This is a genomic window from Paenibacillus durus (genome assembly GCF_000756615.1).
Taxonomy (GTDB): domain Bacteria; phylum Bacillota; class Bacilli; order Paenibacillales; family Paenibacillaceae; genus Paenibacillus_AQ; species Paenibacillus_AQ durus.
Map to the genome: position 1 here is coordinate 5320844 of NZ_CP009288.1, position 26819 is coordinate 5347662.

The 26819-nt window shown below is 52.3% G+C and carries 20 protein-coding genes and 2 rRNA genes; 5 read left to right on the forward strand and 17 right to left on the reverse strand.

What is annotated here, in order from left to right; all coding sequences use genetic code 11:
• Positions 1–13: 13 nt before the first annotated feature.
• The 7 genes from PDUR_RS23565 to PDUR_RS23595 form a co-directional block, all read right to left on the reverse strand.
• Positions 14–424, reverse strand: a complete 411-nt coding sequence (locus tag PDUR_RS23565) for a Mini-ribonuclease 3 (RefSeq protein ID WP_042208407.1) — start codon at positions 422–424, stop codon at positions 14–16.
• Complete coding sequence (gene cysS / locus PDUR_RS23570; RefSeq protein ID WP_042208408.1) at positions 421–1827, reverse strand: cysteine--tRNA ligase; 1407 nt, start codon at positions 1825–1827, stop codon at positions 421–423. The genes PDUR_RS23565 and cysS overlap by 4 nt, the downstream gene beginning before the upstream one ends.
• Positions 1828–1880: 53 nt before the next feature.
• Positions 1881–2573, reverse strand: a complete 693-nt coding sequence (gene cysE / locus PDUR_RS23575) for a serine O-acetyltransferase (RefSeq protein ID WP_042208409.1) — start codon at positions 2571–2573, stop codon at positions 1881–1883.
• A 485-nt stretch (positions 2574–3058) separates the two neighbouring features.
• On the reverse strand, positions 3059–4522 hold the full coding sequence (gene gltX / locus PDUR_RS23580; RefSeq protein ID WP_042208410.1) for a glutamate--tRNA ligase: 1464 nt from the start codon (positions 4520–4522) through the stop codon (positions 3059–3061).
• A 51-nt stretch (positions 4523–4573) separates the two neighbouring features.
• Positions 4574–5062, reverse strand: coding sequence for a 2-C-methyl-D-erythritol 2,4-cyclodiphosphate synthase (gene ispF / locus PDUR_RS23585; protein WP_042208411.1), 489 nt, complete (start codon positions 5060–5062; stop codon positions 4574–4576).
• A complete protein-coding gene (gene ispD, locus PDUR_RS23590) occupies positions 5059–5757 on the reverse strand; it encodes a 2-C-methyl-D-erythritol 4-phosphate cytidylyltransferase (protein ID WP_042208413.1) in 699 nt (232 codons plus the stop codon). The genes ispF and ispD overlap by 4 nt, the downstream gene beginning before the upstream one ends.
• A gap of 306 nt (positions 5758–6063) precedes the next feature.
• Positions 6064–7152 carry a PIN/TRAM domain-containing protein gene (locus tag PDUR_RS23595; RefSeq protein WP_042208414.1) on the reverse strand — a complete coding sequence of 363 codons (1089 nt, stop codon included), beginning with the start codon at positions 7150–7152 and terminating at the stop codon, positions 6064–6066.
• A gap of 200 nt (positions 7153–7352) precedes the next feature.
• On the opposite strand from PDUR_RS23595, the gene PDUR_RS23600 reads away from it, so the two are divergent.
• Positions 7353–7748 carry a nucleoside triphosphate pyrophosphohydrolase family protein gene (locus PDUR_RS23600; RefSeq protein WP_042208415.1) on the forward strand — a complete coding sequence of 132 codons (396 nt, stop codon included), beginning with the start codon at positions 7353–7355 and terminating at the stop codon, positions 7746–7748.
• Between the two features lie 116 nt (positions 7749–7864).
• Here PDUR_RS23600 and pssA read toward each other — a convergent pair whose 3' ends face one another.
• From pssA to PDUR_RS23645, 8 genes are all read right to left on the reverse strand, one after another.
• The gene (gene pssA / locus PDUR_RS23605; RefSeq protein ID WP_042208417.1) at positions 7865–8602 is read right to left on the reverse strand and encodes a CDP-diacylglycerol--serine O-phosphatidyltransferase; all 738 of its coding nucleotides are present in this window, start codon (positions 8600–8602) and stop codon (positions 7865–7867) included.
• Positions 8603–8667: 65 nt separating this feature from the next.
• Positions 8668–9741, reverse strand: a complete 1074-nt coding sequence (disA, locus tag PDUR_RS23610) for a DNA integrity scanning diadenylate cyclase DisA (RefSeq protein ID WP_042208419.1) — start codon at positions 9739–9741, stop codon at positions 8668–8670.
• An 11-nt stretch (positions 9742–9752) separates the two neighbouring features.
• Positions 9753–11120 (reverse strand): DNA repair protein RadA, encoded by a 1368-nt coding sequence (gene radA, locus PDUR_RS23615; protein WP_042209654.1) that lies wholly within the window; start codon positions 11118–11120, stop codon positions 9753–9755.
• Between the two features lie 220 nt (positions 11121–11340).
• A complete protein-coding gene (gene clpC / locus PDUR_RS23620) occupies positions 11341–13794 on the reverse strand; it encodes an ATP-dependent protease ATP-binding subunit ClpC (RefSeq protein ID WP_042208420.1) in 2454 nt (817 codons plus the stop codon).
• 34 nt (positions 13795–13828) lie between these two features.
• Positions 13829–14893, reverse strand: a complete 1065-nt coding sequence (locus tag PDUR_RS23625; protein WP_042208421.1) for a protein-arginine kinase McsB — start codon at positions 14891–14893, stop codon at positions 13829–13831.
• A gap of 29 nt (positions 14894–14922) precedes the next feature.
• Positions 14923–15447 (reverse strand): protein-arginine kinase activator protein McsA, encoded by a 525-nt coding sequence (locus PDUR_RS23630; RefSeq protein WP_042208422.1) that lies wholly within the window; start codon positions 15445–15447, stop codon positions 14923–14925.
• Between the two features lie 29 nt (positions 15448–15476).
• Positions 15477–15938: a CtsR family transcriptional regulator gene (locus PDUR_RS23635; RefSeq protein ID WP_025690718.1), complete on the reverse strand. Its 462-nt coding sequence runs from the start codon at positions 15936–15938 to the stop codon at positions 15477–15479.
• Positions 15939–16508: 570 nt separating this feature from the next.
• Positions 16509–18191 carry a glycoside hydrolase family 13 protein gene (locus PDUR_RS23645; protein ID WP_042208424.1) on the reverse strand — a complete coding sequence of 561 codons (1683 nt, stop codon included), beginning with the start codon at positions 18189–18191 and terminating at the stop codon, positions 16509–16511.
• Positions 18192–18630: 439 nt separating this feature from the next.
• Between PDUR_RS23645 and PDUR_RS23650 the strand changes: the two genes are divergently transcribed.
• From PDUR_RS23650 to PDUR_RS23665, 4 genes are all read left to right on the forward strand, one after another.
• On the forward strand, positions 18631–19920 hold the full coding sequence (locus PDUR_RS23650) for a sugar ABC transporter substrate-binding protein (RefSeq protein WP_042208425.1): 1290 nt from the start codon (positions 18631–18633) through the stop codon (positions 19918–19920).
• 68 nt (positions 19921–19988) lie between these two features.
• Positions 19989–21332 carry a carbohydrate ABC transporter permease gene (locus tag PDUR_RS23655; RefSeq protein ID WP_233277426.1) on the forward strand — a complete coding sequence of 448 codons (1344 nt, stop codon included), beginning with the start codon at positions 19989–19991 and terminating at the stop codon, positions 21330–21332.
• On the forward strand, positions 21332–22168 hold the full coding sequence (locus PDUR_RS23660; protein ID WP_042208426.1) for a sugar ABC transporter permease: 837 nt from the start codon (positions 21332–21334) through the stop codon (positions 22166–22168). Before PDUR_RS23655 ends, PDUR_RS23660 begins: the two co-directional genes overlap by 1 nt.
• Before the next feature lie 153 nt (positions 22169–22321).
• Complete coding sequence (locus PDUR_RS23665) at positions 22322–23365, forward strand: LacI family DNA-binding transcriptional regulator (RefSeq protein WP_052410366.1); 1044 nt, start codon at positions 22322–22324, stop codon at positions 23363–23365.
• A gap of 205 nt (positions 23366–23570) precedes the next feature.
• On the opposite strand, the gene rrf is transcribed toward PDUR_RS23665, so the two are convergent.
• Positions 23571–23687: ribosomal RNA gene (gene rrf, locus PDUR_RS23670) — 5S ribosomal RNA — on the reverse strand.
• A gap of 122 nt (positions 23688–23809) precedes the next feature.
• Positions 23810–26740, reverse strand: a 23S ribosomal RNA gene (locus PDUR_RS23675).
• Positions 26741–26819: the final 79 nt, after the last annotated feature.

Here is a 26819-nt window from a genome sequence, read left to right on the forward strand (position 1 = left end):
TATCCTCCCGGTTCTAACTTTCCATTTGCTGAATGCCGCTGTGTATCAATTCCTGCAACCTTGCCTGCTGTCCCGTGTAATACAGATAGCCGATCAGACATTCAAAGGCCGTGGCGTAGCGGTACTCCAGTACATCGGCATTTTTCGGTATGGTGCCTGACTTGGCGTTGCGTCCTTGCCGAATAATATCCTTCTCCTCATCCGTAAGCTCCGGTTCCAGCAAACTGAGAATCTTACTCTGCGCTTTGGCCGACACGAACCCGGTCGCAGCGCGGTGAAGATGATTCGGGCGCAGGTTGGGACGCGAAATGAGATACTGCCGTACCGCCACCTCATAAATCGCGTCTCCGATATAGGCAAGCACAATAGGCGAAATCAGCTTGACCGGCTTGGAAGGCGAATAAGGAAACCAGCCTTCACTCATTTGCGCTTCCACCGCATTCCCTGCGGAGTGTCTTCCAGCACAATACCCATGCCGTTTAAAATATCGCGAATTTCATCTGCCCGGCTCCAGTTCTTCGCTTTCCGCGCTTCCACGCGCTCCTCGATCAGGCGCTCTATTTCGTCGTCGGTGCCCTCTTCTTCCGTTTCGGGAACAAGCCGAAGCACGGCGTTCATGTCTTCAAAAGCCTTCAGAAGCGCAGCCAGATCAGCCGCTGGCAGATTATTGTCCGCCATCGCCAAATTGGCCGCATTCACCCATTCAAATACAGCCGTAATTGCGTCCGGTGTATTGAAATCGTCCTGCATTTTTTCATGGTACTGCTTCAAAATGGCTTCGAGACTAGCCGCGAGCTCCGCACTCGGTTCCCCTGCGGCGTCGCCTTCTGCCAAATCCAGCCGGTACTTGACGTTTCCTGCGGCGCTTGCTATCCGTTCAACGCTTTTCTCTGCCGACTGCAGCGCCTCTTCGCTGAAATTCAGCGGGTTCCGGTAATGTGTCGAGAGCATGAAGTAGCGGATTGCCCCTGCTTTGTAGCGGCTGAGGAAATCCTTGACGAGCAGACCGTTGCCGAGGGATTTCGACATTTTCTCGTCGCCAATGTTAAGGAACCCGTTATGCATCCAATAATTGGCGAGCGGCTTACCGGTCAGCGCCTCGCTCTGCGCACATTCGCATTCATGATGCGGAAACGTCAAATCCTGTCCGCCGCCGTGGATATCGATAGTGTCGCCCAAGAACTCCCGCGCCATAGCCGAGCACTCGATATGCCAGCCGGGGCGTCCGTCTCCCCATGGGCTGTGCCAGAAGATCTCGCCAGGCTTCGCCGCTTTCCACAGCACGAAGTCTTCAGGATTCTCCTTGCGCGAATCAACTTCGACGCGAATGCCGAACTGCAGCTCTTCCAGGTTTTGGCGGGACAGCTTGCCGTAGCTCTCGAATTTGGCGGTGCGGTAGAAGACATCCCCGCCGCTTTCGTAGGCGTAGCCTTTATCCACCAATTCTTTGATAAATTCGATAATCAAATCCATACTCTGCGTCACGCGCGGATTACGAGTAGCCGGTCTAGCCCCAAGACCTTCAATATCCTCAAGGAAAGCCGCAATGAACTTTTCGGCCACTTCGGGTACAGTCATGTTCATCTCTTCGGCCTTACGGATCAGCTTGTCGTCCACATCCGTAAAATTGACCACATAATCGACATCGTTGCCCAGCTGCTCAAGATAGCTGCGAACGATGTCGAATACGATGACCGGCCTCGCATTTCCGATATGAATGTATCCGTATACCGTCGGACCGCATACATACATCTTCACTTTGCCCGGGACAAGTGGAATGAATTCCTCCTTGCTCCGTGATAACGTATTGTAAATAGTGAGCGCCATACTGCTCAATCCTTTCTCGCTCGGCCTTGTCAGGGCCGTCGCCAGTTGCCTGGTTAAATTTCGTAATCTCCGAAATACTGCTCGCTTTCCAGCCTGCGCTGCTCCGCCTTTTGCCCGTCTTCCCCGCCGATCTGCTGGCGAAGCTCTTCGATCTCTTTTTGCAGGAAACGCAAGGAATCGATAACCGGATCGGGCAGCTTCGTATGATCCAGTCTGTCCCTTACCCGCTCTCCGTTTCGCTTCACGATGCGGCCGGGATTGCCTACAACCGTACTGTTGTCCGGCACCTCCCGCAGCACGACCGAGTTCGAGCCGACATTGCAGTTATCTCCAATCCGGAATGAGCCGAGCACTTTGGCACCGGAGCCAATAACCACATTATTGCCAACGGTTGGATGGCGCTTCCCTTTCTCTTTACCGGTTCCTCCCAGTGTGACCCCCTGGTAGATGATAACATCGTCGCCAATCTCGCAAGTTTCTCCAATAACCACGCCCATACCGTGATCGATGAACAATCTTTTGCCTATACGTGCGCCGGGATGAATCTCGATCCCCGTCATAAACCGGCTGAATTGCGACACCATGCGTGCCACCGTAAACCATTCGCGTCTGTATAAGCGATGGGCAATCCGGTGCGCCCAGATTGCATGCAGACCGGCATAAGTAAAGAAGACCTCGAACCGGCTGCGGGCCGCAGGATCATTGTCAAGCACCACCTGAATGTCCGCTTTGATATGCTCAAACATCGCGGTTCCCCCTCCATGCTTCCTCGTCTCCTGTTGTCAGGCAGAGCGAAGAAGTTAATCCGCTTTTTTCTTGATCTCTATAAGCGGCCGCTGCAGTCTCTTATATTTCAACAAAAAACGCCCCTGCAGCATAAAGCTGCAGAGACGTCGTCGCGCGGTCCCACTCTGCTTGGACAATGACTACCCGCCTAAAAAACGACAGGTTCCTTGTCCCCCTTGGCATCCATAACGGCGATGTCTCCGGCGCGGCCTAAAGGTGCCTAATACAAGCAACCGCTCAACCGCACAGCTCACAGGCGCATTTTCCACGGTGTGCCATGAATAACTTCCAGCCTGAAAAGGCAGGCCTTTTCGCGGTTATTCTCTCTGTAAATGGCTTTTATACGTGTACTTCTCCTGATCGCAGCTTTTTCGATTATTTTCTATCTTTATCTTAGCGAAAAGCGCAAGGACTGACAAGGGCATTTGCCTATTCCCCAGGACTTTTAGGCCTCTTTTATTTGTGCCTTAAGGCGTTCGATGACACGGCTGCGTCCGATAAGGGTAATGGTCGCATTGAGGTCACGCCCGTGCGTCTGACCGGTTACAGCGACACGGATCGGCATAAACAGCGCTTTGCCCTTGTTCCCCGTCTCCTTCTGCACTTCCTTAATTAATGCCCCGATTGCAACAGGCGTAAACTCCCCGGCCGCTTCAATCTTCGCCAAAAAGGCGGAGAGCACTGCCGGAACTTGGCTTTCCGAGAGAATTGACGCCGCTTCAGCATCCAGTTCCAGATGAGTACGGAAGAAAATTTCCGACAAATCGACAATATCCGAAGCCGCCACCATCTGCTCCTGATAAAGAGCGACAAGGCTTTCTGCCCAAGCGCGCTGCTCATCGCTAAGCTCCGCAGGCAGCCTTCCGGCCTTTTGCAAATGAGGGATCGCCAGATCGGCAATGCGCTGCGGATCGGCATGCTTAATATAATGATTGTTCAGATGCGCCAGCTTGTTCGTATCGAATACGGCCGGACTCTTGGACAGGCGGTCTGCATTAAAAATAGAGATCAGCTCTTCTTTGCTGAAAATCTCTTCCTCCCCTTCAGGCGACCAGCCCAGTAGCGCAATAAAGTTGAACAGCGCTTCCGGCAAGTAGCCCAGATCCTCGTACTGTGAGATGAACTGGATGATCGATTCATTCCGCTTGCTGAGCTTCTTGTGATCTTCGCCGACAATCAGGGTCATATGGCCGAACAACGGCGCTTCCCATCCAAGGGCTTCATATATCATAAGCTGGCGGGGGGTGTTGGAGATATGATCTTCACCGCGCAGCACATGGGTAATCTCCATTAAATGGTCATCGACGGCAACCGCAAAGTTATACGTTGGAATTCCGTCTCTTTTCACAATGACAAAATCGCCCATCTCGGTCGTCTGGAAGGAGATTGGGCCCTTGACGATATCATTAAAGGAATAGGTCCGGTCTTCCGGAACACGGAACCGGATGCTCGCGACGCGGCCTTCCCGTTCATAAGCGGCGCGCTGCTCATCGGTCAGATTGCGGTGCTTCCCGGAGTAACGCGGCGTCTCTCCACGTGCAAGCTGCTCCTCGCGCTCCGCTTCCAGCTCTTCCTCGGTGCAGTAGCAGCGGTAAGCCAGCCCGCGGTCAATAAGATCCTGCCAGTATATACGGTACAGATCCAGCCGTTCCGTCTGGCGGTAAGGACCGTATTCGCCGCCGACATCTATGCTCTCGTCCCAATCGATGCCCAGCCATTTTAAATATTTCAGCTGGCTTTCTTCTCCGCCGGCGATATTGCGCTTCACGTCCGTATCCTCGATCCGGATAATGAATTTGCCGCCTTGGTTCCGAGCGTACAAATAATTGAATAAGGCCGTTCTGGCATTGCCGATATGTAAATGTCCCGTAGGGCTTGGCGCGTAGCGCACCCGGACTTGATCTCCCATATTAGTTCCTCCGCTCTTTCATTTCGTTGATTCGCTCTACTTGCAGTCATCTCATGATGATAGCATATTTTGGAGCAGGCAGACAATAGATTGAGCCGCGATGCCCTCGCCCCGTCCGGTGAAGCCAAGCTGCTCCGTTGTGGTCGCCTTTACGTTGACCTGAGACGGCTCCGCCTCCAGCGCCCGGGCGATAATCTCCGTCATTTGCGGAATATAGGGCGCCATCTTCGGCTTCTGGGCGATAATGGTGGAATCGATATTTCCCAGACGGTAGCCGCGCTCCTTGGCTAGCCCCCAGACATGCTCCAGCAGCTTCAGGCTGTCCGCATCCTTGAAGGCGGGGTCCGTGTCGGGAAAATGCCGGCCGATGTCGCCGAGTCCCAAAGCGCCCAGAATGGCGTCGCTGATCGCGTGCAGCAGCACATCGGCGTCCGAATGGCCAAGCAGCCCTTTCTCATACGGAATCGTTACTCCTCCTATGATGCACGGCCGTCCTTCGACCAGCTGATGCACGTCAAACCCTTGTCCTACAGCGATCATGCTTGTCCCTCTCTCCTCATGGTTACTGTAAATTCCGCATACTCCAAATCATCGGGCGTTGTAATTTTAATATTGCTGTAGCTTCCTTCCACTACGGCAACCGGTATCCCGGCCCGCTCGGCCAGGCTGGAATCGTCGGTGCCGACAAATCCTTCCTTGTCCGCCGCTTCATAGGCCGCTCGAAGCTGTGACAGACGAAAAGTCTGCGGGGTCTGGATCGCCCACAGACTGCGCCGGTCCGGCGTGGAGAGAACTCTCCCCTGCCCGTCAACCTGCTTGATCGTGTCCTTGACCGGAACAGCAAGGACAGACGCTCCCGTCCGCCCCGCTTCTTCATAGCAAGCGTCTATATCAGAAGGACGTACAAACGGCCGGACTCCGTCATGGACCATTACCCATTCCGTACTTAGCCGTTCCAATCCCCGGTATACCGAATGCTGCCGCTCGGCACCACCGGCCACGATGTCTTTTACTTTGCTTAAACCGTATTCATCGCACCATTTCCGGCAGCGCCCCATATCCTCAGCACCGGTAACAAGCACAATCTCCGAGATCCGTTCGTGCTGCTGGAACACTTCCAGCGTATGCACGACGATCGGCTTGCCCTGCAGCAGCAGATACTGCTTGCTTTCTTCCGTTCCCATACGCGTTCCTCTGCCTGCCGCCACAACGACGACGCCGACATTGTTTGCCATTCTTGTAAGCTCCTGTCCTTGATTCCGAGTATCCCGCATTGTGCATCAACAAACATTGCAGCAACAACGTTCACCTGGCGGGTTATTTCACGTATATCCCCATCATAGCGTGTTTGTCCGGCTTTTCCAAGCCAGGCGGCGGTTTGGAAGGCTTTCCTAACCGAGAGATACGGGACATACTCAGGAGGAAAAATAGGCGCTTCCTGCGAGTTCGCAGAAGATTGGGGAGCGTACGAAGAACAGTGTGCTGCGCTAGACGAACAGAAAGAAGGCGCTCAAACGGTTCCCCGTTTAAACGCCCTGGCGCTACTGCGCTTTTTCCAGAAGCTTAGGTTTCGCAAAAATCATCCGTCCCGCCGACGTCTGCAGCACGCTGGTCACAAGCACTTCCATCGTGCTGCCGATAAATTCGCGGCCGCCTTCCACGACGATCATGGTCCCGTCATCCAGATAAGCGACCCCTTGTCCGTGCTCCTTGCCGTCCTTGATTACCTGAACGATAATCTCCTCACCCGGCAGCACCACTGGCTTTACCGCGTTGGCCAAGTCATTGATATTCAGCACAGAGACGCCTTGCAGCTCGCACACCTTGTTCAAATTGAAATCATTGGTTACGACTTTGCCGTGCAGCACCTTCGCCAGCTTCACCAGCTTACTGTCCACCTCGGAGATTTCCTCGAAATCCCCCTCGTATATCAGCACCTTCACGTCCAGCTCTTTTTGTATTTTATTGAGAATATCCAGCCCCCGGCGGCCCCGATTGCGCTTGAGCAGATCGGATGAGTCGGCAATATGCTGCAGCTCCTCCAGCACAAATTCAGGGATGACAATGGTTCCCTCAATGAATCCCGTCTTGCAAATATCCGCAATCCGTCCGTCGATGATGACGCTGGTATCGAGAATTTTATGTTCCTCTGGCCCTGGGGCTTCCGGCTCCGCAGCTTGGCCAAACCTTCCGGTTGCCCAGAGCGCCGCCAGCTCCCTCTTCTTCTCAAGACCGATTCGCAGTCCCAAATATCCCAAGCCAGCCGTAACAGGCGCCTGAAGGAGCTCGCCAGCTTTGCCCAGCCATGTCATGCAAGGATAGAGCAGCAGCGCCAGCAGCAATCCTCCCAGAAGCCCCACCGTTCCGGCAGCCAATTCATCCATCGGCATCTGAGAGCAGTAACGCGCCGCCTTCCGCAGTCTTGATCCTGCCCAATCTGCGCATAACGCCACCGCGAACAAAAAAATAATGGCACCCAGCACCGCAAACAAAAGACTTCCTTCGATCGGCAGGCTATTTCCCAGCCTGGTCATGCCTTCCGGAAAATCCCGCTCTGCGGCATGATACAGCGAGTAGCCCGAAAAGCCACCGCATAGTGCGGCAAATAATAAAATCCATTTTTTCCACATGATTTACGCACCTCCCTTAATCTCACGCCTATCCCCCAGTATGTTCCAATTTTCGGGAAGGTAATCGTAGGAGACCCATTTTTTTAAATATAAGAGATGGACAAAAAACCGCTGCTCTCAATTTGTGGCTTAGTGCCCGTTGAAAAAGAGCTTTTGCGTATCATATAATGAACTCAATTAAGAAACGGAGGGAATGGCTAATGAGCGCACCGAGTTTACAGGCTTTTCAAGACCAAGTCTCCGAGCTGCTGCTAAGACACCGCAGTCTTCTGGATGTGCTGTCCAAGAACGGTCAAAGCAGCGCATCAGTTAACCGCGCCGTCGTCAAGGCGATAACGGAATGCGGCTGTATCGAGCTTCATGCTACCAAGCAGGTGTTTGAATCCGGCGTAAGTCTGGAAAAGGCGAAGGAAAATGCAGGCACTCATGTTAAGGGAGAGTTGTGCGAGAACTGTCGTGAGGTCATTGGCTCCGAGCTTGGCCGGGAGCTGTTCTACATGTCGGCGCTGTGCAATTTGCTTGGGATCAATATGGACGAGGTCGTCGTGAAGGAATCACAAAAGTGCGCAACCCTCGGACTGTTCAATTTGTCGTAAGGCCGGATCTGCCATCCATTCTTCCGGATGGTTTGCGATCCACCGTAACATAAACAAGAGCCGGTTACCACACCTTTCAAGCGTGGAACCGGCTCTTTAATTATCAGGTCGGAAACTTACCCGTTCTTGGAGTGATAAGCCTTATCATCCGAACGTCTTCTGTTGCGGCGACGGCGTCTGGCCGCCAGTCTGTCAACATTCTGCTTCAAACCGTACAAGGCGTACAAGGCCAGCAGGACAAATATCATTTTGGAAATCTGCTCCGGAAATACAACGGCAACAGCGACAGCAATGATAATGACGACCGGCGCTCCGATAACCGCTTTTTTGGGCAGCCCGACTTTTTTGAAATTCGGATACTTCACCGTGCTTACCATCAAGTAGGACAGCAGCAGCGCAGCGATAACCATAAATACCGGAGACACATCCTTATGGAACAGAGACAGCGTCGCAAGTACGCCTCCGGCAGCCGGGATCGGCAGGCCGATGAAATACCCGGGAACGCCCGGGTGAACGTTGAAGCGGGCTAAACGAAGCGCGCCGAACATTGGAAAAATAGCCGTAACCGACCAAGCCAACGCATTATGCAAATCATGCAGACTTGTCACGTACATTATAAGAGCGGGTGCCACACCAAAGGAAACGACATCCGACAACGAGTCCAGTTCTTTGCCGAATTCGCTTTCCGCGCCAAGAGCCCTAGCTACGCGGCCGTCCAGGCAATCGGCAAGCATCGCGATAATGACCATAATTGCTGCCATACCGATTTTACCGTTGAGCGCCATCATGATGCCGAACATTCCGAGTAATAAATTACCCAACGTGAACAAACTCGGAATTGATTTTTGTATCATTTCGTCACCCCCTATATTATTCGGTAAGGTCCTAAACTTTCTAACATTACGTGATTGTATGATATTTACATTTGCCTGTCAATAAGAACTTGTTTTTGCAGCCGTTTTAACCCGTCCTGAATTCCCCGCGCCCGCACCTCTCCGATTCCATCCACCTCATCCAGCTCCGCTATGCTTGCCACCATGAGATTGGGCAGTATTTCGAACCGTTCCACCAGATTACGGATAATGACATTCGGCAGCCGAGGAATTTTGTTAAGCAGCCGGTAGCCGCGGGGTGTAACCGACTCTTCGGATGCGACTGCGGTTGACGAAAAACCGAGCAGCCGGGCGATATGATTGTCGTCCATCAGCTCGTCGTCGCTCGCACGTTTCAGGCCGGCGATAATTTCGCGGATTTTGTCCTCTTCCTCTTCCCTTGCATAGTCTCTGTACAGAAGCCACGCCTCTTCCTCGGTATTTCCGACCAGTTCTACCATCTGCATGCTGATCAGGCGTCCTTCGTTACCCAGCTCGGTGATATAGCGCTTAATCTCCATCTTGATGCGGAGCACCATCTCCACACGCTGAATGACGCCAACTACTTCAGGCACGGTAACGATGCCTTCATACTCAGAAGCAGAGAGGTTCGTCAGCGACTGGGTAAGAACGGCCCTATACTTCTCCAAGGTCTGAATCGCTTGGTTGGCTTTGGTCAGGATGACGCCGATGTCTTTAAGCGCATACCGGATGGAGCCTTGATAGAGCGTGATGATGTTGCGCCGCTGAGAAATGGATACGACCAGCTTGCCCGTCTGTTTCGCAACCCGCTCAGCCGTCCGGTGGCGGATTCCGGTCTCAATCGAGGAAATCGAGGGGTCGGGAATCAATTGAGTGTTGGCATATAGTATGCGTTTTAGATCTTCGCTCAGAATAATCGCGCCGTCCATCTTGGCTAGTTCATACAAATAATTGGGCGAAAAATCACAGTTGATGGAAAAGCCACCATCCACTACTTCCATGACCTCGGGACTGTAGCCGACGACAATCAGCGCACCTGTCTTGGCCCGCAGCACATTCTCCAGCCCTTCCCGGAAGGATGTGCCCGGCGCGGCTAGCCTGAGCAGATCGTTCATATTTTCAAGTTGGTAATCTTTCATTCCTCTGCCCCCTAATTTAAAGCGACCGCTAATGCGTCTGCTACGGTACTTACCCCGATAATCTGAATATCCTGCGGATGCTTCCAGCCTTTCAGGCTCTTCTCGGGCATAATGACCCGGCGGAACCCCAGCTTGGCAGCTTCCTTGACGCGCGTCTCCGCGCGCGAGACGCCCCTGACTTCCCCCGTAAGCCCAACTTCGCCGAAGAACACGTCGTACGGCTTAGTCGGGATATCCCGAAAGCTCGAAGCAATACTGACCGCGACTGCCAGATCAATAGCCGGCTCATCCAGCTTAACCCCGCCCGCGACGTTAAGATAGGCATCCTGATTCTGCAGGAACATGCCCATCCGCTTCTCCAGCACAGCGATAATGAGCGCCATCCTTTGGTTATCCAGTCCGGTTGACATCCGCCGCGGCGAGGGGAAATGGGTAGCGGCGACAAGCGCCTGAAGTTCCACCAGCACCGGGCGCGTGCCTTCCATACTGGCTACAACCGTGGAACCTGCTACGCCGAGGGGCCGTTCGGAAAGGAACAGCTCAGACGGGTTGCCAACCTCGGACAGGCCAATTTCACCCATTTCAAAAATACCGATTTCATTCGTCGAACCGAAACGGTTCTTGACGGCCCGCAGCAGCCGATACGTATGATGGCGCTCGCCTTCGAAATACAGCACGCAGTCCACCATATGCTCAAGCATCCGGGGGCCGGCGATTGCGCCTTCCTTCGTAACATGCCCGACCAGCACGGTCGCAATGCCGCGAATCTTGGCGATCCGCATAAATCTTGTCGTACATTCGCGAACCTGCGACACGCTCCCCGGTGCGCTTGTCACTTCCGGCAGAAACACCGTCTGTATGGAGTCGATGACCAGAAACTTAGGCTGAACCGCCTCAATCGCTTCCTCGATCGCTTCCATATTCGTCTCACAGAGCACATACAACTCGGATGACAGGGCTCCGAGCCGGTCCGCCCGCAGCCGGGTCTGACGAACCGATTCTTCTCCCGAAATATACAGCACGCGCAATCCCTGCGTAGTCAGCGCATGGGAGGTCTGCAGCAGCAGCGTCGATTTCCCTATGCCCGGGTCGCCTCCCACAAGCACCAGGGACCCCGGTACAATCCCTCCGCCAAGCACCCGGTTAAGTTCTCCAATACCGGTCAATATGCGGGGTTCCTGATCGCTTTCTATATTTATGATGGACTGGGGCTTTTCTTTACTATGAAAAACAGGAGCGTTCATTCCCTGAGTTTTGACTACGCTTTCCGTTTCTTCCACCATGCTATTCCAAGCCTGACATCCAGGGCATTTCCCAAGCCATTTCGGAGACTCGTACCCGCATTCAGTGCAGTAAAATTTTGTTTTTGTCTTTGCCATAATTTCTCCTTCGAACCGTTTAACCATGCCGCCATTCTTCAAATCGCGGATATTTCCCTGTCAATCAAAGTTTACCATTTAAGGGCGGTGAACGAAAGAGCATTCGGAAAATGGGTGTAGCATATATATCCATATACACCCAAAAAAAGAGAGCCTGCTTCCGATCAAGGAAGCGGCTCTCCTTCTGTAATTACCCATGCCTACTCTCTAGGCTTGTATCTTATTCTCCGTCTTTCTCCAGCGATACCGGCTCTTTCTTACGCACGGTCAGTTCGCCGTTCTCTTCGTCAATCTTGAGCAAATCGCCCTTGGTAATATTGCCCTTCAGCATTTCTTCGGACAGACGGTCCTCGATATGCTTCTGGATTGCGCGGCGCAGCGGACGCGCACCGAATGCTGGATCAAATCCTTCTTTGGCCAGGAAAGCTTTCGCTTCGTCCGTCAGTTCGAAATCGACGGCGTATTCACGCAGCCGTTTGCGCAGCTCTTCGGACATCAGCGTAACGATCTCCGCGATGTGCTTCTCTTCCAGCGAGTGGAACACGATGATTTCGTCGATCCGGTTCAGGAACTCCGGACGGAAGCTCTTCTTGAGCTCATCCATGACCTTGCCCTTCATGCTCGAGTATTCGGCGCCGGCATCCTGTACCGCCGTAAATCCGAGCGTGGAGTTGCGTTTGATCGCTTGCGCGCCAACATTCGAGGTCAGAATGATCAGCGTATTGCGGAAATCGACGACGCGTCCTTTGGAATCGGTCAAGCGGCCGTCTTCCAGCACCTGCAGCAGGATGTTGAATACTTCAGGGTGCGCCTTCTCAATTTCATCCAGCAGAACTACCGAGTACGGCTTGCGGCGTACTTTCTCGGTAAGCTGTCCACCTTCTTCATAGCCTACATATCCCGGAGGCGCCCCTACAAGGCGGGAAGTGGAGTGTTTCTCCATGTACTCCGACATATCGATACGGATAACGGCATTCTCGTCTCCGAACATCGCTTCGGCAAGCGCACGCGCTAGTTCCGTCTTACCAACCCCAGTCGGGCCGAGGAAGATAAAGGAGCCCATCGGACGCTTCGGATCTTTCAGACCGGCACGAGCCCGGCGGATGGCCCGGCTGACCGCTTTGACAGCCTCATCCTGGCCGATAACACGGTCATGCAGCAGAGCTTCCATATTGAGCAGGCGTTCCGTTTCTTCTTCTTTCAGCTTATTAACAGGAATTCCGGTCCAGCTGGCTACCACTTGAGCGATATCCTCAGGGGTAACCTCGGAATCGGTACGTCCTTGTTTTTCTTTCCATTGATTCTTCGTCGTATCAAGCTCTTCACGGATTTTTTGCTCCGTATCACGAAGGGCAGCCGCTTTTTCGAACTCTTGGCTTTGAACAGCGGCGTCTTTCTCCTTGCGGATATCGTCCAGCCGCGTTTCCAGCTCTTTCAAATTCGGCGGAATCGTGTAAGAGTTCAGCCTTACTTTGGAGCCCGCCTCATCAATAAGGTCGATCGCCTTATCCGGCAGGAAGCGGTCGGTGATATAGCGGTCGGACAGCTTCACGGCTTGAACGATCGCCTCATCCGTAATTTTTACGCGGTGATGCGCTTCATAGCGGTCGCGCAGGCCGTAAAGGATTTGAACGGCTTCATCCGGAGTTGGCTGATCTACCGTGATGGGTTGGAAACGACGCTCCAGAGCCGCATCCTTCTCGATGTACTTGCGGTACTCATCCAGCGTTGTCGCGCCGATGCATTGCAGCTCGCCGCGGGCCAGCGCGGGTTTCAGGATGTTGGAAGCGTCAATGGCGCCCTCAGCCCCGCCTGCACCGATCAGCGTATGCAATTCGTCGATGAAGAGCACAATGTTGCCCGCCTGACGAATTTCATCCATGATCTTTTTGAGACGATCTTCGAATTCACCGCGATATTTGGTACCGGCAACGACCGAGCCCATATCCAGCGTCATTACGCGCTTGTCACGCAGCGTTTCCGGAATCTCGTTATTGATAATCTTTTGTGCCAAGCCTTCGGCGATTGCCGTTTTACCTACCCCTGGCTCACCGATCAGCACCGGATTGTTCTTCGTCCGGCGGCTGAGTACTTGAATGACGCGTTCAATCTCTTTGCTGCGCCCGATAACCGGATCAAGATGTCCGTCTTTGGCATAAGCCGTCAGGTCACGGGCCAATCCGTCAAGCGTTGGTGTGCTGACATTGGACGGGCCGCCGCTGTGGCTCGAAGTGGACTCGCTGCTTCCCAGCAGCTGCAGAACCTGTTGACGGGCCTTGTTCAAGCTGATGCCCAGGTTGTTAAGAACGCGGGCAGCCACGCCTTCTCCTTCACGGATAAGTCCGAGGAGGATATGCTCGGTGCCGACGTAGGTATGGCCCAGCTTACGGGCTTCATCCATCGACAGCTCGATAACCTTCTTGGCTCGCGGGGTGTACGCGATGTTCGTCGGCTGCTCCTGTCCTCTGCCGATCAGCGTTTCCACCTCGTCCTGAATTTTTTCCAGACCGAGACCAAGGGCAATCAAAGCTTTAGCAGCAATGCCGTCACCTTCGCGAATAAGTCCAAGCAAAATATGTTCTGTGCCGATATTATTGTGTCCCAGCCGAACGGCTTCTTCCTGTGCCAGCGCAAGCACTTTTTGTGCGCGTTCCGTAAATCTGCCAAACATCATAACCCTGCACCTCCATAAATAATAATATCTATAATTAATGTGTGGTCCCCAACGTATCCCGGAGCAGCTTCGCCCGGTACATATCACATTCGGCTGAGCTCAGCTTCTCGCCAAACATCTTTTGCAGAAATCCAGGCTGCGTCTTGACATTCAGCTCATTGAGCACCGAGATGGATGGAGCTTTCAGAATTCCCAAATCCACGCCAAGCCGAATATCCGACAAACGTTGGGAAGCTTCTTTCAATTCCATTACGGCCGCATAGGACAAAATTCCGTAAGACCGCATAATGCGATCCGTGATCCGCAAGGCGGAATCATCCAGCAGCCGCTGGCGCGCATTACTTTCATGTTCGATAATCTGGACAGCCACACCATGCAAGTTGTCAATAATCTCTGCTTCGGTCTGCCCCAGTGTGATCTGATTGGAAATCTGAAAGACATTCCCGGCAGCTTCACTGCCTTCCCCGTAAATGCCTCTTGCCGTAAGCCCCACCTGATTGACAGCCGAGAGAATACGGCTGATCTGCTGGGTCATGACAAGCGCCGGAAGATGCATCATGACCGAAGCTCGAAGTCCTGTGCCGACATTGGTCGGGCAGCTGGTCAAATAGCCTCTTCTGTCATCAAAAGCGTAATCGACCGTCTCCTCGAAGATATCGTCGATCGCGGTCGCCCTTTCCCAGGCCTCCTGGACCTGAAATCCGGGAAACAGACATTGAATACGAAGATGGTCTTCTTCATTTATCATGATGCTGACCGACTCGTCTTCATTCAGCAGCACCGCCCCGCTGCGGGAATCATTGACAAGATTGGGACTGATCAGATGTTTCTCGACCAGTACCTTCTTATCCAATTCTTCCAGCTCGTCAAGCTTTAGCAGGTGAAACGTGCCGTATCCCGTCTCCTGATTCTGGTCAACAACCGGAGCCAGTACATCCAAGATTTCATCGGCCTGATTCTTTGTAGCCAGAAGAGGAAAAGGGTGATGCTGTATATTGCGGGCGATCCGCACACGCGTGCTGATTACAATCTCGGAGTGGCTGCCGCCGCTGCGCATCCATTCACTAAGCGCTTGTTCGGTAAACCGGAGATCTGGCATCGTGCATTCCCCCTATATATCTTAAGACTTTACTCTTGTGCAATTTCTTTTTCAAGTTTTCGAATCTGATCCCTAAGCTCAGCGGCTCTTTCGAACTCTTCCTGCGCGATTACTTGCTGAAGCTGTTCCTTCAATTCATCGATTTGCCGTTTGAATTGAATTTGCGCGCCGATGCGTTTGGGAATCTTCCCCACATGGCTCGTGTTGCCGTGCACTCTTTTGAAGAGCGGATCAAGACCCTTGTCAAAAAACTTATAGCAGGAGCTGCAGCCGAAGCGTCCGAGCTTGCTGAACTGTCTATAGGTCATGCCGCATTCCTCACAGCGAACCTCTTGAGGCTTTGCTTCAGGAGAGGATTTCCCCTTGCTTGACCCCTCCAGATCCAATAAACCCGAAAGCAGGCTGTGAATGGAGAATCCGCCCGACGTACCCGGTATTAATTCACCCTTTTCCCTTGCACAGTTCTCGCAAATATGAAATTCCGTCTTCTCTCCGTTCACAATCTTCGTGAAATGAAGCGTTGCCGGTCTGACACCGCACTCTTGGCAAAGCATATAACGAAATCCTCCCTTTAAGCGCCGAATTATTTGCTGAGCAATGAGATCAGCATCGCCTTCATCATTTTGGAACGAATTTCGTCCCGATGGGGGAGCTTAACTGCAATGCATTCACGCGAAATGGCGGCGCGCATAAGACAGGCTTCGCGTCTGGTCAAAAATCCGGCCTCTTCGAGCTGATAAATAAGCCCCTCAGCCGTACTCTGATCGATGCCCGAGCCAATTTTCTGGTTAAGATGCGTATGCAGCGCCGAGTGCTGCGGAAGCTCAATGCGCTGAATGCGGATATATCCGCCTCCGCCGCGTTTGCTCTCCACCAAATAGCCCTTTTCAAGTGTAAAGCGTGTGCTGATTACATAATTGATCTGGGAGGGTACGCAGGAAAAATGGTCCGCCAGATCGTTGCGTTGAATTTCCACTGTGCCTTCGGGACTTTCATGCAAAATATTCTTCAGATATTGTTCGATGATATCGGAGATATTGCGCATCACTCATCCTCCAGATTCAGAGCTTGCAGATGCAGCCGATGGCACTGTTCCCTCTTTCGGCCTTAACCTTTAAGGGAACTTTAACCAAAGTGCAAAGAGCCGAATCCCGTATAAAGCCGGCTGACAAGCCCGGATTTAGATTCTGTTCAAGCCCTACTAGTGTGGCCTAAACTGTATACCGCATACTTGAAAAAGCGAACGGGAACGAATAAGTAATCACCTGCTGTATGCTCTGTTGACTTTGACTTTCTTTGACTTTTTTTATTATTATAGCACATTCTTCCGAAATGCCAAGTCTTTGTTCAAAAAAAATCAAACAATGCCGTCCGGGCATACGGAATACGTTCCCCACCCTTTTCTCTAACGATACATTACCCATAAGCAGTCCCGCTTGATACAGGTTCATCGGCTTTTTGTAACCTGAAGCGCCAGGTTGCCTGAGAATCATGATCAGCATAACAAGTCCGCAGCCCAAAGCGTTATTTATTATGAAAAAAACGGCTATCGTCCTCTTTTCAAGACGGCAGCCGCTTTCTTCCAGTATTCAGTTCTCGGATTGCTGCGAATCCGCTATAAAATGTTGTTTCGGGCAAGATAAATTCTTGCTTCGAAGGGGCGCAGCCGCAGCGCCGTAAGCGGTTCTTCCGCCGGGGGATAATTGGCCAGCAGCAGGCTCGGCTCCGAGGTTGGTTCGCCCAGATCAACCATCTGCTCCCGCTCGGAGAAGTTGGTGACGACAAGCAGCGTCTCATCATTCAGCGTTCGCCTATATGCGAATACTTCAGAATGCTCCTCAAGCAGTGGACTATAATCGCCGTAGACGATCACATCATACCGTTTGCGCAGCCGGATTAGCTCACGGTAGTAATGCAGAACGGAATCAGGATCGGCGAGAGCCTTCTCCACGTTTACTTCCTTATAGTTAGGATTAACATCAATCCACGGCTGCACGGTTCCAAACCCGGCGTATACACTGTCATCCCACTGCATGGGCGTGCGGGCATTGTCCCGGCTTTTAAGGTAAATATCCCGCATCACCACTTCGTGGGAGCGGCCTTTGTTCTCGCATTCGATCCGGTAATAGTTAAGGGTCTCCACATCCCGGTAATCTTGAATGCTGTCAAAACGGATGTTGGTCATGCCGATTTCTTCGCCCTGATAAATGTAAGGAGAGCCTTGCAGCATATGAATGCAGGTGGCGAACATTTTGGCGCTTTCCACGCGGTAACGGGAGTCGTTGCCCCAACGCGAAACGACGCGCGGCTGATCATGATTATTCAGATAAAGTCCGATCCAGCCCTTGCCCTGCAGCATGAGCTGCCAGCGTGTAATAATTTGCTTAAAGGCCGGCAGGGAGAACGGAATGGTCTCCCAGCGTCCGCCCGGGCCGTTATCGACATCCATATGCTCAAAATAAATTATGCTGTCCAGTTCCTTCCGAGTGGAATCCGTATAGAGCAACCCCTCCTCCGCAGACACCCCGGCCATTTCCGCAACGGTAAACATGGGATAACGGGAAAAGACCTCATTGTTCATCTCTTGAAAAATGTCATGAATCCCTTCGCCGTTGGCAATCAAATGCCCACACGGAGCTAGGCAATGATCCGGTTCGGCCAGCTCCGCGTCCTGCCATTCGCCTGGCTTGACCAGAAGATTGACCGCATCAAGACGAAAAGCATCCACACCCTTGTCCAGCCAAAAGCGCATCATGCTGTACATTTCTCGTCTGAGCACATCATGCGACCAGTTCAGATCCGGCTGCTTGACGGAGAAGAGATGAAGATAGTAGGCACGGGCCTCCTCATCGTATTTCCAGGCCGATCCGCCAAAGAACGATTCCCAGTTATTCGGCTCGCTGTCGCCTTCCCGCCAATAGTAATAATCGCGGTAAGGATTGTTCCCGGGAGTTTTGGAAGCCTGAAACCACGCATGCTCGTCAGAGGTGTGATTAAGAATAATGTCCATCATGATTTTCATGCCCCGGCGGTGAATTTCGCTGCATAGGCTCGTCCAATCCTCCATGCTGCCGAATTCATCCATAATCTCGTAATAATCGCTCACATCATAACCGTAATCATCATTGGGGGATTTATAGACAGGCCCCAGCCAGATCACATCGACGCCAAGCTCTTTCAAATAATCCAGCTTTTCTTCAATTCCTTTAAGATCGCCAATCCCATCGCCGTCGCTGTCCCTGAAGCTTCTCGGGTAGACCTGATAAATAACGGCTTCCTTCCACCATGTCCTTGTCACTGGCAGCCACTCCTTTAATACTGAAAAATGCAAGATATACTACAAATTAAGTAATTATTCTTTACATTTTTACATGTAAATAAATCATATTTTTGAATTAATAATAAGGACTAAAAAGAGCAGTGTCAACAAAATAAGCGAACGTTAAGAGTGAATCTGGGATTTAAAATTAGGATTTCCCTTGCATTTTACACGAAAACTTTAAAGAAATAAGTCAAATAGATAAATTTTTATTGAAAAAACAAATCACAAAAATGATTGACACCCCCGAATCACCTCTTGTATATTGAAACTTGTAAGGAACGGCAACGTCATATGTCATAAAGCCTTACATATCCCGGCTGAAGATAAGGCCAAATCCTTAGCTTGGTGAAAATTAATCGCTTCTATCGTGTCTGTCTGCCTTTAACATTTTGTATTCAAGAGGAGAGGTATGTGTATGAAAAGAAGAACCGGACTGATTTCCCTTCTGATTGTTGGTCTGCTCGCCGTTGCCGGCTGCGGCACCGCTTCGCCTGCGGCGAATCCTTCACCGCCTGCTGCAAGCCAATCCCCGCAGCCGAGTTCCGATACAGCGATGGACGAGCTGCAGCCGGAACCGGGGGCCGAGCTGGTCTATTGGGACAAAAAAGACGCTTTCTCTGAATATGCAGTGAAGGAATTTGAGAAAAAATACAATGTCAAGGTAAAGCTTGAAGATATGATGTTCTGGGAGACGGTCGGCCGTCTCATTACGGATGGTCCAGCAGGAACCGGCGCCGATGTGTTTGTCGCCGGAGCGGATCAGCTTGGTCCCAATGCGAACTCCGGTCTCTTCCTGCCAAATGATTATTTTGCAGAGGAAACAGCTAAAATTTCGGTTAAATCCGCCCTGGATGCGGTGACGGTCGATGGCATTCTTTACGGTTATCCGCGCAATATCGAGTCGTTCATGATGTATGTCAACAAGGACATCGTGAAGGATGCGAAGCTGGATACGTGGGACGATCTGAAGGCTTTTGCCAAGAAATATAATGATATCCCGAACAATAAATACGGCCTGTTTTACGAAACCAATAATTTGCTGTACAACTATTCGTTCATGGCCGGCTACGGCGCTTATATCTTTGGCAACAATGGAAAAGACAAGAACGATATCGGCCTGAACAATGAGGGCGCGGTTAAAGGGATGGAATTCTACCGCTCCCTAAAGGAAATATTGCCGGTTCCGAGCTCCGATCTTACTGAGGATGTCAAAGTATCCCTGTTCGAGCAGGGTAAAGTCGGCATTATTTTGGACGGAATCTGGAACCTGGGCCGATATAAGAGCCTGCCGTTCGAGGTTGGAATCATTGAAATGCCTAAAATGCCGGGCGGCGTCGATCCCAAGCCTTACGCGAGCGTGCCTGCCTATTTCGTAAGCGCCTATTCGAAGTATCCAAATGCATCCAAGCTGTTCGCCCACTTTATGACCACCAAGGAAATGCAGGTCAAGAACTATGAGATGAGAGGCGTACTGCCTGCATACGCCGGCATTGAGAACGATGAGAAGCTGAAGCCGGATGACATCATTCAAGTCTTCGCCAAGCATGTAGCGAAAGCGGAGATGCTGCCGGTCATTCCGGAGGTGCAGTATTTCTTCCAAAATGTAACGCCTGTGCTGGAACAAATCTGGAATGGGGCCGACATTAAGTCCGCACTGGATAAGGCTGTGGCGGATATGAAGGCAAACATTGCCGCCGCCAAATAGGAATGCTAACTACAAACGGCCGCTCCGCAGCTATCGGAGCGGCTTTTTCATAAGGAGTGAATATAACGGTGGAAAAACAACAATCCATAATAGAATTTCAGAGACCCTTTCTGTCCGGCCGCCGGACAAGCGCCGTCTTGTCGATTCTGGTTATGGGAGCGGGTCAGCTTAACAACCGTCAGTATGGGAAAGGGATCGCGCTAATGCTGCTGCATTTCACCGGTTTGTATGCGGTGATTGCCAAGCTGCCCCATGCGGTGTGGGCCCTGGTTACACTTGGAGAGAAGCCGACACGTCTCGAGAAGGTCGGCAAGCTGTATCAGCAGGTAATGGGGGATCATTCCATCTATTTGCTGGTAGAGGGTCTGATTATGATTTTTCTCATGTTCCTTCTTCTCGCCGTTTATGTGCAAAATATCAGGGATGCTTATCACTGCGCCAGACTGCGGGAAGAAGGTGTGCCGCTGCATACGTTCAGGCAGACGCTGCATTTTTTGCTCGATTACCGCTTTCCGCAGATTGCCATTGCCATTCCGGTGCTGGGTGTCGTGTTTTTTACGGTAATGCCGATTGTGTTCATGATTCTGCTCGCTTTCACCGATTTCACACGCAGCCATATGCCCCCTGCCCAACTCATCAATTGGCATGGCCTTGAGACATTCCGCGATATTTTTCGGCTTCGCGTTTGGAGCGAGACCTTCTACGGAGTAACCCTGTGGACCCTGATCTGGGCAGTAGCGTCGACCCTGACCTGCTTTGGGGCCGGATTTATTATTGCGCTGGCGGTGCAGCAGAAGGATATCCGGTTCAAAAAGTTCTGGCGGACGATCTTTATTCTTCCTTACGCCATTCCTTTATTCGTCTCTACACTCATCCTGCGCAACGTATTTAATGGCCAGTTCGGACCGGTAAACGACTATCTCGAACTTATGGGGTTCGGACGTGTTCCCTGGCTATCGGACCCGGAATGGGCAAAGCTCACGCTTGTCCTTGTCAACATGCTCCTCGGCTTCCCTGTAATCATGCTGATGATTATTGGCGTCCTGTCCACCATACCGGGGGATATGTACGAAGCGGCCGATATCGACGGGGCGGACGGACTGCAAAAGCTGCGGCTGATCACTTTTCCCACCGTGATGTACACCATGATGCCGATACTGATTATGCAATTCGTGGCGAATATCAACAATTTCAATGTGATCTATTTACTGACCGGAGGCAATCCCGTCAATGGGAATTATCAATTCGCGGGTCATACGGATATACTGATTACCTGGCTGTACAAGCTGTCCATGGAGCAGGGGCAGTATAATTTTGCTTCTGTTATCGGAATTTTTATTTTCGTACTCTTGTCGGGCTTTGCCATCTGGAGCATCCGCCGGACGAAGTCGTTTAAGGAGGAGAGGCTGTAATGACGAATCGCTCCTTGCGGAAAACGGTACGCCTAACGTCAAGTTACGTGCTGTTGTCACTCGCCGCGCTGTTCTGTATTTATCCCGCCCTTTGGGTACTGTTGTCCTCGTTCCGTCCGGGGGATATGCTCTTTAGCGAAACACTGCTTCCGACATCATTCACGCTCCTTCATTACAAGCAGTTGTTTGAGAACTATCCATTCGCCGAGTGGTACATTAACACGTTCAAAATCGCTATGATCAGCACCGCAATCTCCACTGTGCTTGTTATGATGACCGGTTATGTATTCTCGATGTTCCGTTTCACCGGCCGAAAAAACCTGATGAGCATGCTTCTGGCGCTCGGCTTGTTTCCTGGCTTCATGAGCATGATTGCCGTCTATATTTTGCTGAACCAGATGAATCTGCTTAATACGCATGCGGCGGTTATTATCGTATCTGCTGCGGCAGCGCCGCTGTTCTTTCTGTTCTCCAAAAGCTATTTCGACACGATTCCGCGCAGTCTGGTAGAGGCGGCGCGGATCGATGGGGCCGGTCATCTGAACACGTTCTTTCGGATGATTTTGCCTTTGTCCAAGCCGCTGTTGGTGTATGTGGTGCTGATGAATTTTACAGGTCCGTTCACGGATTTTATCTTCGCCAGGCTCGTGCTGAGAACTCCGGAGAAAAAGACGCTGGCCGTCGGGCTGTACGATATTGTTACGGACCGGACGAAGCTTCAATTTACAATGTTCGCTGCCGGCTGTGTGCTGATTGCCGTTCCGATTACCGCGCTGTTCCTTCTGCTGCAGCGCTATCTGGTTGCCGGATTGACATCCGGCGCAGAGAAAGGCTAACGAAAAACACGGGCAGAGAGCTGGAGGTTGCCTGTTCGGCCGAGGGTGTATCAGGTATAATTGAAAGAAGAGTATGCAATAATTGCAACGTACGGTTCCGAGCGGTCAGGGTAGGTCGGCCTCCGGGAAAGAAAGAAACGGAGGGTTATAGTATTGGCGACAATTCAGGATATAGCAGATTATGTAGGGATCTCCATTGCGACCGTGTCCAGGGCGCTCAATAAGCCGGCGCTGGTCAATGCCGAGACGCGCGAGCGCGTGATGCAGGCGGCGAAGAAGCTTAACTATTTCGACACGGCCAAGTTCAAGCAGACCAATGTGAAGAACACGAAGATTTCCCTCGGCGTTATTATTCCATATATTACATCGTTCTTCTTCGGCGAATTATTTAGCGGAATCAGCCGGGTCGCGCAGGAGAATAACATCGATCTGATTTTGTACGAACTGAAGAGCGGCAAAATGAACGAGGAGGGGCTGAGCGAGGCGTTTTCCTTCGTGCAGCAGCATTTGGTTGACGGCATTATTCTGACGAGCTTTCATATGCCAGCCGATTATGACAAGCTGGTTGATACGCTGCAGATTCCCGTCGTCCTGCTGCTGGACTCCCATGAGAGCGCCAAACTGCCCGCCTACAAGGTCGATGACATTCGCGCTTCGTTCGACGCCGTCGCTTATCTCGTATCGCGCGGACATCGGCGCATCGGCATGATTTCCGCCATGCTGACACAGCAGCATGACCGCGGTGAACAACTCCGGCTCAAAGGCTATAAGCAGGCGGTTGACTTCTATGGGCTGCCCTTTTCCGAGTCATATGTCGCTTACGGGGACATGCGTTTTGACGACGGATACAGGGCAATGAAGGAGCTTCTCGCCGAGCGGGAGCAGACCGGACTGACCGCAGTATTTGCGGCCTCCGACGAGATGGCGATCGGGGCGATGCGTTGCATTTACGACGCGGGGCTCAGAGTGCCGGAGGATATCTCGGTCATGGGCTTTGACAATTTGTCGGTAAGCGGAATCACGACGCCCAAGCTGACGACGATTGAACAGCCCTTCGGCGAGATTGGCGCAGAGGGCGTCAAGCACATGATCAGGCATTTTGCCGAGGGAGGAAAGTTCCCCGAGAAAGGGCAGTTCTACCTCGCCTATAAAATCATTGAAAGAGAGTCCGTAGCTGCGATTACGCTCGACAAATAGTAATATGCAAATAGGACGCCCTTTTCGAGGAGCGGCCTATTTGCATTTTCAGGACACGATTTCCGAAAGTCGCTCCCCAGTCTTCGGCAAGTATGGCGGATGGCGGGCGGACCCTTATTTGCCTGTCAATCCAATCGCCGCTAGGTAGCATTAGTTAAAAAGAAATACAAAAAAACCACTGCTGAGTTTCAGCAGTAGTTCATGTGCTTGGCAGCGTCCTACTCTCCCAGGACCCTTCGGTCCAAGTACCATCGGCGCTGGAGGGCTTAACGGTCGTGTTCGGGATGGGTACGCGTGGAACCCCTCCGCCATCGCCACCAAACGGCAGGCTTGATCGCCTGAAAACTGGATCGAAACGAAACATTGCGTCTTCCCCATTCCGGGGTCCCCGCAAAGTACTCGGATTCAGCTTCGTCAGCCTCATCTTCACTTTGTGGGGTGAATTTGGATAAGCCCTCGACCGATTAGTATTGGTCAGCTCCACACGTTGCCGTGCTTCCACCTCCAACCTATCTACCTCGTCGTCTTCAAGGGGTCTTACATACTTGGGAAATCTCATCTTGAGGGGGGCTTCACGCTTAGATGCTTTCAGCGCTTATCCCGTCCGTACGTAGCTACCCAGCCATGCTCCTGGCGGAACAACTGGTGCACCAGCGGTACGTCCATCCCGGTCCTCTCGTACTAAGGACAGCTCCTCTCAAATTTCCTGCGCCCACGACAGATAGGGACCGAACTGTCTCACGACGTTCTGAACCCAGCTCGCGTACCGCTTTAATGGGCGAACAGCCCAACCCTTGGGACCTACTTCAGCCCCAGGATGCGATGAGCCGACATCGAGGTGCCAAACCTCCCCGTCGATGTGGACTCTTGGGGGAGATAAGCCTGTTATCCCCAGGGTAGCTTTTATCCGTTGAGCGATGGCCCTTCCATGCGGTACCACCGGATCACTAAGCCCGACTTTCGTCCCTGCTCGACTTGTAGGTCTCGCAGTCAAGCTCCCTTCTGCCTTTGCACTCTTCGAATGATTTCCAACCATTCTGAGGGAACCTTGGGACGCCTCCGTTACTCTTTAGGAGGCGACCGCCCCAGTCAAACTGCCCGCCTGACACGGTCCCCGTACCCGATGAGGGTACCAGGTTAGAACCTAGATACGATCAGGGTGGTATCCCAACGGCGCCTCCACCGAAGCTGGCGCTCCGGCTTCCAAGGCTCCCACCTATCCTGTACAGATCGTACCCAAGTTCAATATCAAGCTGCAGTAAAGCTCCATGGGGTCTTTCCGTCTTGTCGCGGGTAACCTGCATCTTCACAGGTATTAAAATTTCACCGGATCTCTCGTTGAGACAGCGCCCAAGTCGTTACGCCATTCGTGCGGGTCAGAATTTACCTGACAAGGAATTTCGCTACCTTAGGACCGTTATAGTTACGGCCGCCGTTTACTGGGGCTTCGGTTCACAGCTTCGGACTAAATCCTAACCGCTCCCCTTAACCTTCCAGCACCGGGCAGGCGTCAGCCCGTATACTTCGCCTTGCGGCTTCGCACAGACCTGTGTTTTTGCTAAACAGTCGCTTGGGCCTTTTCACTGCGGCCCCCTCGGGCTATTCACCCTACCGAGGCACCCCTTCTCCCGAAGTTACGGGGTCATTTTGCCGAGTTCCTTAACGAGAGTTCTTCCGCGCGCCTTAGAATTCTCTTCTCGCCTACCTGTGTCGGTTTGCGGTACGGGCACCTTCTCCTGGCTAGAGGCTTTTCTTGGCAGTGTGAGATCATGACCTTCGCTACTACAATTTTCGCTCCCCATCACAGCCCAGCCTTACGGTGTACGGATTTGCCTATACACCAGCCTCACTGCTTGGACGGACATCCATCAGTCCGCGTCACTACCCTCCTGCGTCCCCCCATTGCTCATAACGGATTATGGTGGTACAGGAATATCAACCTGTTGTCCTTCGACTACGCCTGTCGGCCTCGCCTTAGGTCCCGACTTACCCTGAGCGGACGAGCCTTCCTCAGGAAACCTTGGGCTTTCGGCGGATCAGATTCTCACTGATCTTTTCGTTACTCATACCGGCATTCTCACTTGTATGCAGTCCAGCTGTCCTTACAGTCAACCTTCAACCCGCATACAACGCTCCCCTACCCCTGATGCAAAGCATCAAGCCATAGCTTCGGTGGTGTGTTTAGCCCCGTTACATTTTCGGCGCAGAGTCACTCGACCAGTGAGCTATTACGCACTCTTTCAATGGTGGCTGCTTCTAAGCCAACATCCTGGTTGTCTGTGCAACTCCACATCCTTTCCCACTTAACACACACTTGGGGACCTTAGCTGATGGTCTGGGCTGTTTCCCTTTTGACAATGGATCTTAGCACTCACTGTCTGACTCCCGGCGACAAGTAGATGGCATTCGGAGTTTGACTGAGCTTGGTAACCCTTGCGGGCCCCGCACCCAATCAGTGCTCTACCTCCATTACTCTCATTCACCGAGGCTAGCCCTAAAGCTATTTCGGGGAGAACCAGCTATCTCCGAGTTCGATTGGAATTTCTCCGCTACCCCCACCTCATCCCCGAACTTTTCAACGTTCGTGGGTTCGGGCCTCCAGTGCGTGTTACCGCACCTTCACCCTGGACAGGGGTAGATCACACGGTTTCGGGTCTACGCCCACGTACTCAAGTCGCCCTATTCAGACTCGCTTTCGCTGCGGCTCCGGCTCCTCGCCTTAACCTTGCACGTTAAACGTAACTCGCCGGTTCATTCTACAAAAGGCACGCCATCACCCCTAAAATGGGCTCTGACTTCTTGTAAGCACACGGTTTCAGGTACTCTTTCACTCCCCTTCCGGGGTGCTTTTCACCTTTCCCTCACGGTACTGTTTCACTATCGGTCGCCAGGGAGTATTTAGCCTTGGCAGATGGTCCTGCCGGATTCATACGGGGTTTCACGTGCCCCGCACTACTCGGGATCCGTCTCGGAGGGAACGACTTTTCAGCTACAGGGCTTTTACCTTTTCCAGCGGGCCTTTCCAGACCTCTTCGCTTAAACCGTTCCTTTGTAACTCCATGTGAGACGTCCCACAACCCCGAAGAGCAAGCTCTTCGGTTTAGGCTGTTCCGCGTTCGCTCGCCGCTACTGACGGAATCACTCTTGTTTTCTCTTCCTCAGGGTACTTAGATGTTTCAGTTCCCCTGGTCTGCCTCTAGCTCTCCTATGAATTCAGAGAGAAGTGACTGTGCATTACCACAGCCGGGTTTCCCCATTCGGACACCCCCGGATCAAAGCTTGCTTACAGCTCCCCGAGGCCTTTTCGTTGTTCGCCACGTCCTTCATCGGCTCCTGGCGCCTAGGCATCCTCCGTGTGCTCTTACTAGCTTAACCAACGCTCCAGCGCTCCAGTTTTTGCTCACTCGCTCCATCTTGTTTTGAACGGCACTTCCGGATGAATCCGTTCGTGTTT

Excerpts from the sequence above, each read along its gene's own strand:
- disA (WP_042208419.1), bottom strand. The coding sequence starts at position 9,741 with ATGAAAGATTACCAACTTGAAAATATGAACGATCTGCTCAGGCTAGCC.
- PDUR_RS23565 (WP_042208407.1), bottom strand. The coding sequence starts at position 424 with ATGAGTGAAGGCTGGTTTCCTTATTCGCCTTCCAAGCCGGTCAAGCTG.
- PDUR_RS23625 (WP_042208421.1), bottom strand. The coding sequence starts at position 14,893 with ATGCCAGATCTCCGGTTTACCGAACAAGCGCTTAGTGAATGGATGCGC.
- PDUR_RS23630 (WP_042208422.1), bottom strand. The coding sequence starts at position 15,447 with ATGCTTTGCCAAGAGTGCGGTGTCAGACCGGCAACGCTTCATTTCACG.
- ispF (WP_042208411.1), bottom strand. The coding sequence starts at position 5,062 with ATGATCGCTGTAGGACAAGGGTTTGACGTGCATCAGCTGGTCGAAGGA.
- PDUR_RS23660 (WP_042208426.1), top strand. The coding sequence starts at position 21,332 with ATGACGAATCGCTCCTTGCGGAAAACGGTACGCCTAACGTCAAGTTAC.
- ispD (WP_042208413.1), bottom strand. The coding sequence starts at position 5,757 with ATGGCAAACAATGTCGGCGTCGTCGTTGTGGCGGCAGGCAGAGGAACG.
- clpC (WP_042208420.1), bottom strand. The coding sequence starts at position 13,794 with ATGATGTTTGGCAGATTTACGGAACGCGCACAAAAAGTGCTTGCGCTG.
- cysE (WP_042208409.1), bottom strand. The coding sequence starts at position 2,573 with ATGTTTGAGCATATCAAAGCGGACATTCAGGTGGTGCTTGACAATGAT.
- PDUR_RS23595 (WP_042208414.1), bottom strand. The coding sequence starts at position 7,152 with ATGTGGAAAAAATGGATTTTATTATTTGCCGCACTATGCGGTGGCTTT.
- gltX (WP_042208410.1), bottom strand. The coding sequence starts at position 4,522 with ATGGGAGATCAAGTCCGGGTGCGCTACGCGCCAAGCCCTACGGGACAT.
- PDUR_RS23635 (WP_025690718.1), bottom strand. The coding sequence starts at position 15,938 with ATGCGCAATATCTCCGATATCATCGAACAATATCTGAAGAATATTTTG.
- cysS (WP_042208408.1), bottom strand. The coding sequence starts at position 1,827 with ATGGCGCTCACTATTTACAATACGTTATCACGGAGCAAGGAGGAATTC.
- pssA (WP_042208417.1), bottom strand. The coding sequence starts at position 8,602 with ATGATACAAAAATCAATTCCGAGTTTGTTCACGTTGGGTAATTTATTA.
- PDUR_RS23650 (WP_042208425.1), top strand. The coding sequence starts at position 18,631 with ATGAAAAGAAGAACCGGACTGATTTCCCTTCTGATTGTTGGTCTGCTC.
- PDUR_RS23600 (WP_042208415.1), top strand. The coding sequence starts at position 7,353 with ATGAGCGCACCGAGTTTACAGGCTTTTCAAGACCAAGTCTCCGAGCTG.
- radA (WP_042209654.1), bottom strand. The coding sequence starts at position 11,120 with ATGGCAAAGACAAAAACAAAATTTTACTGCACTGAATGCGGGTACGAG.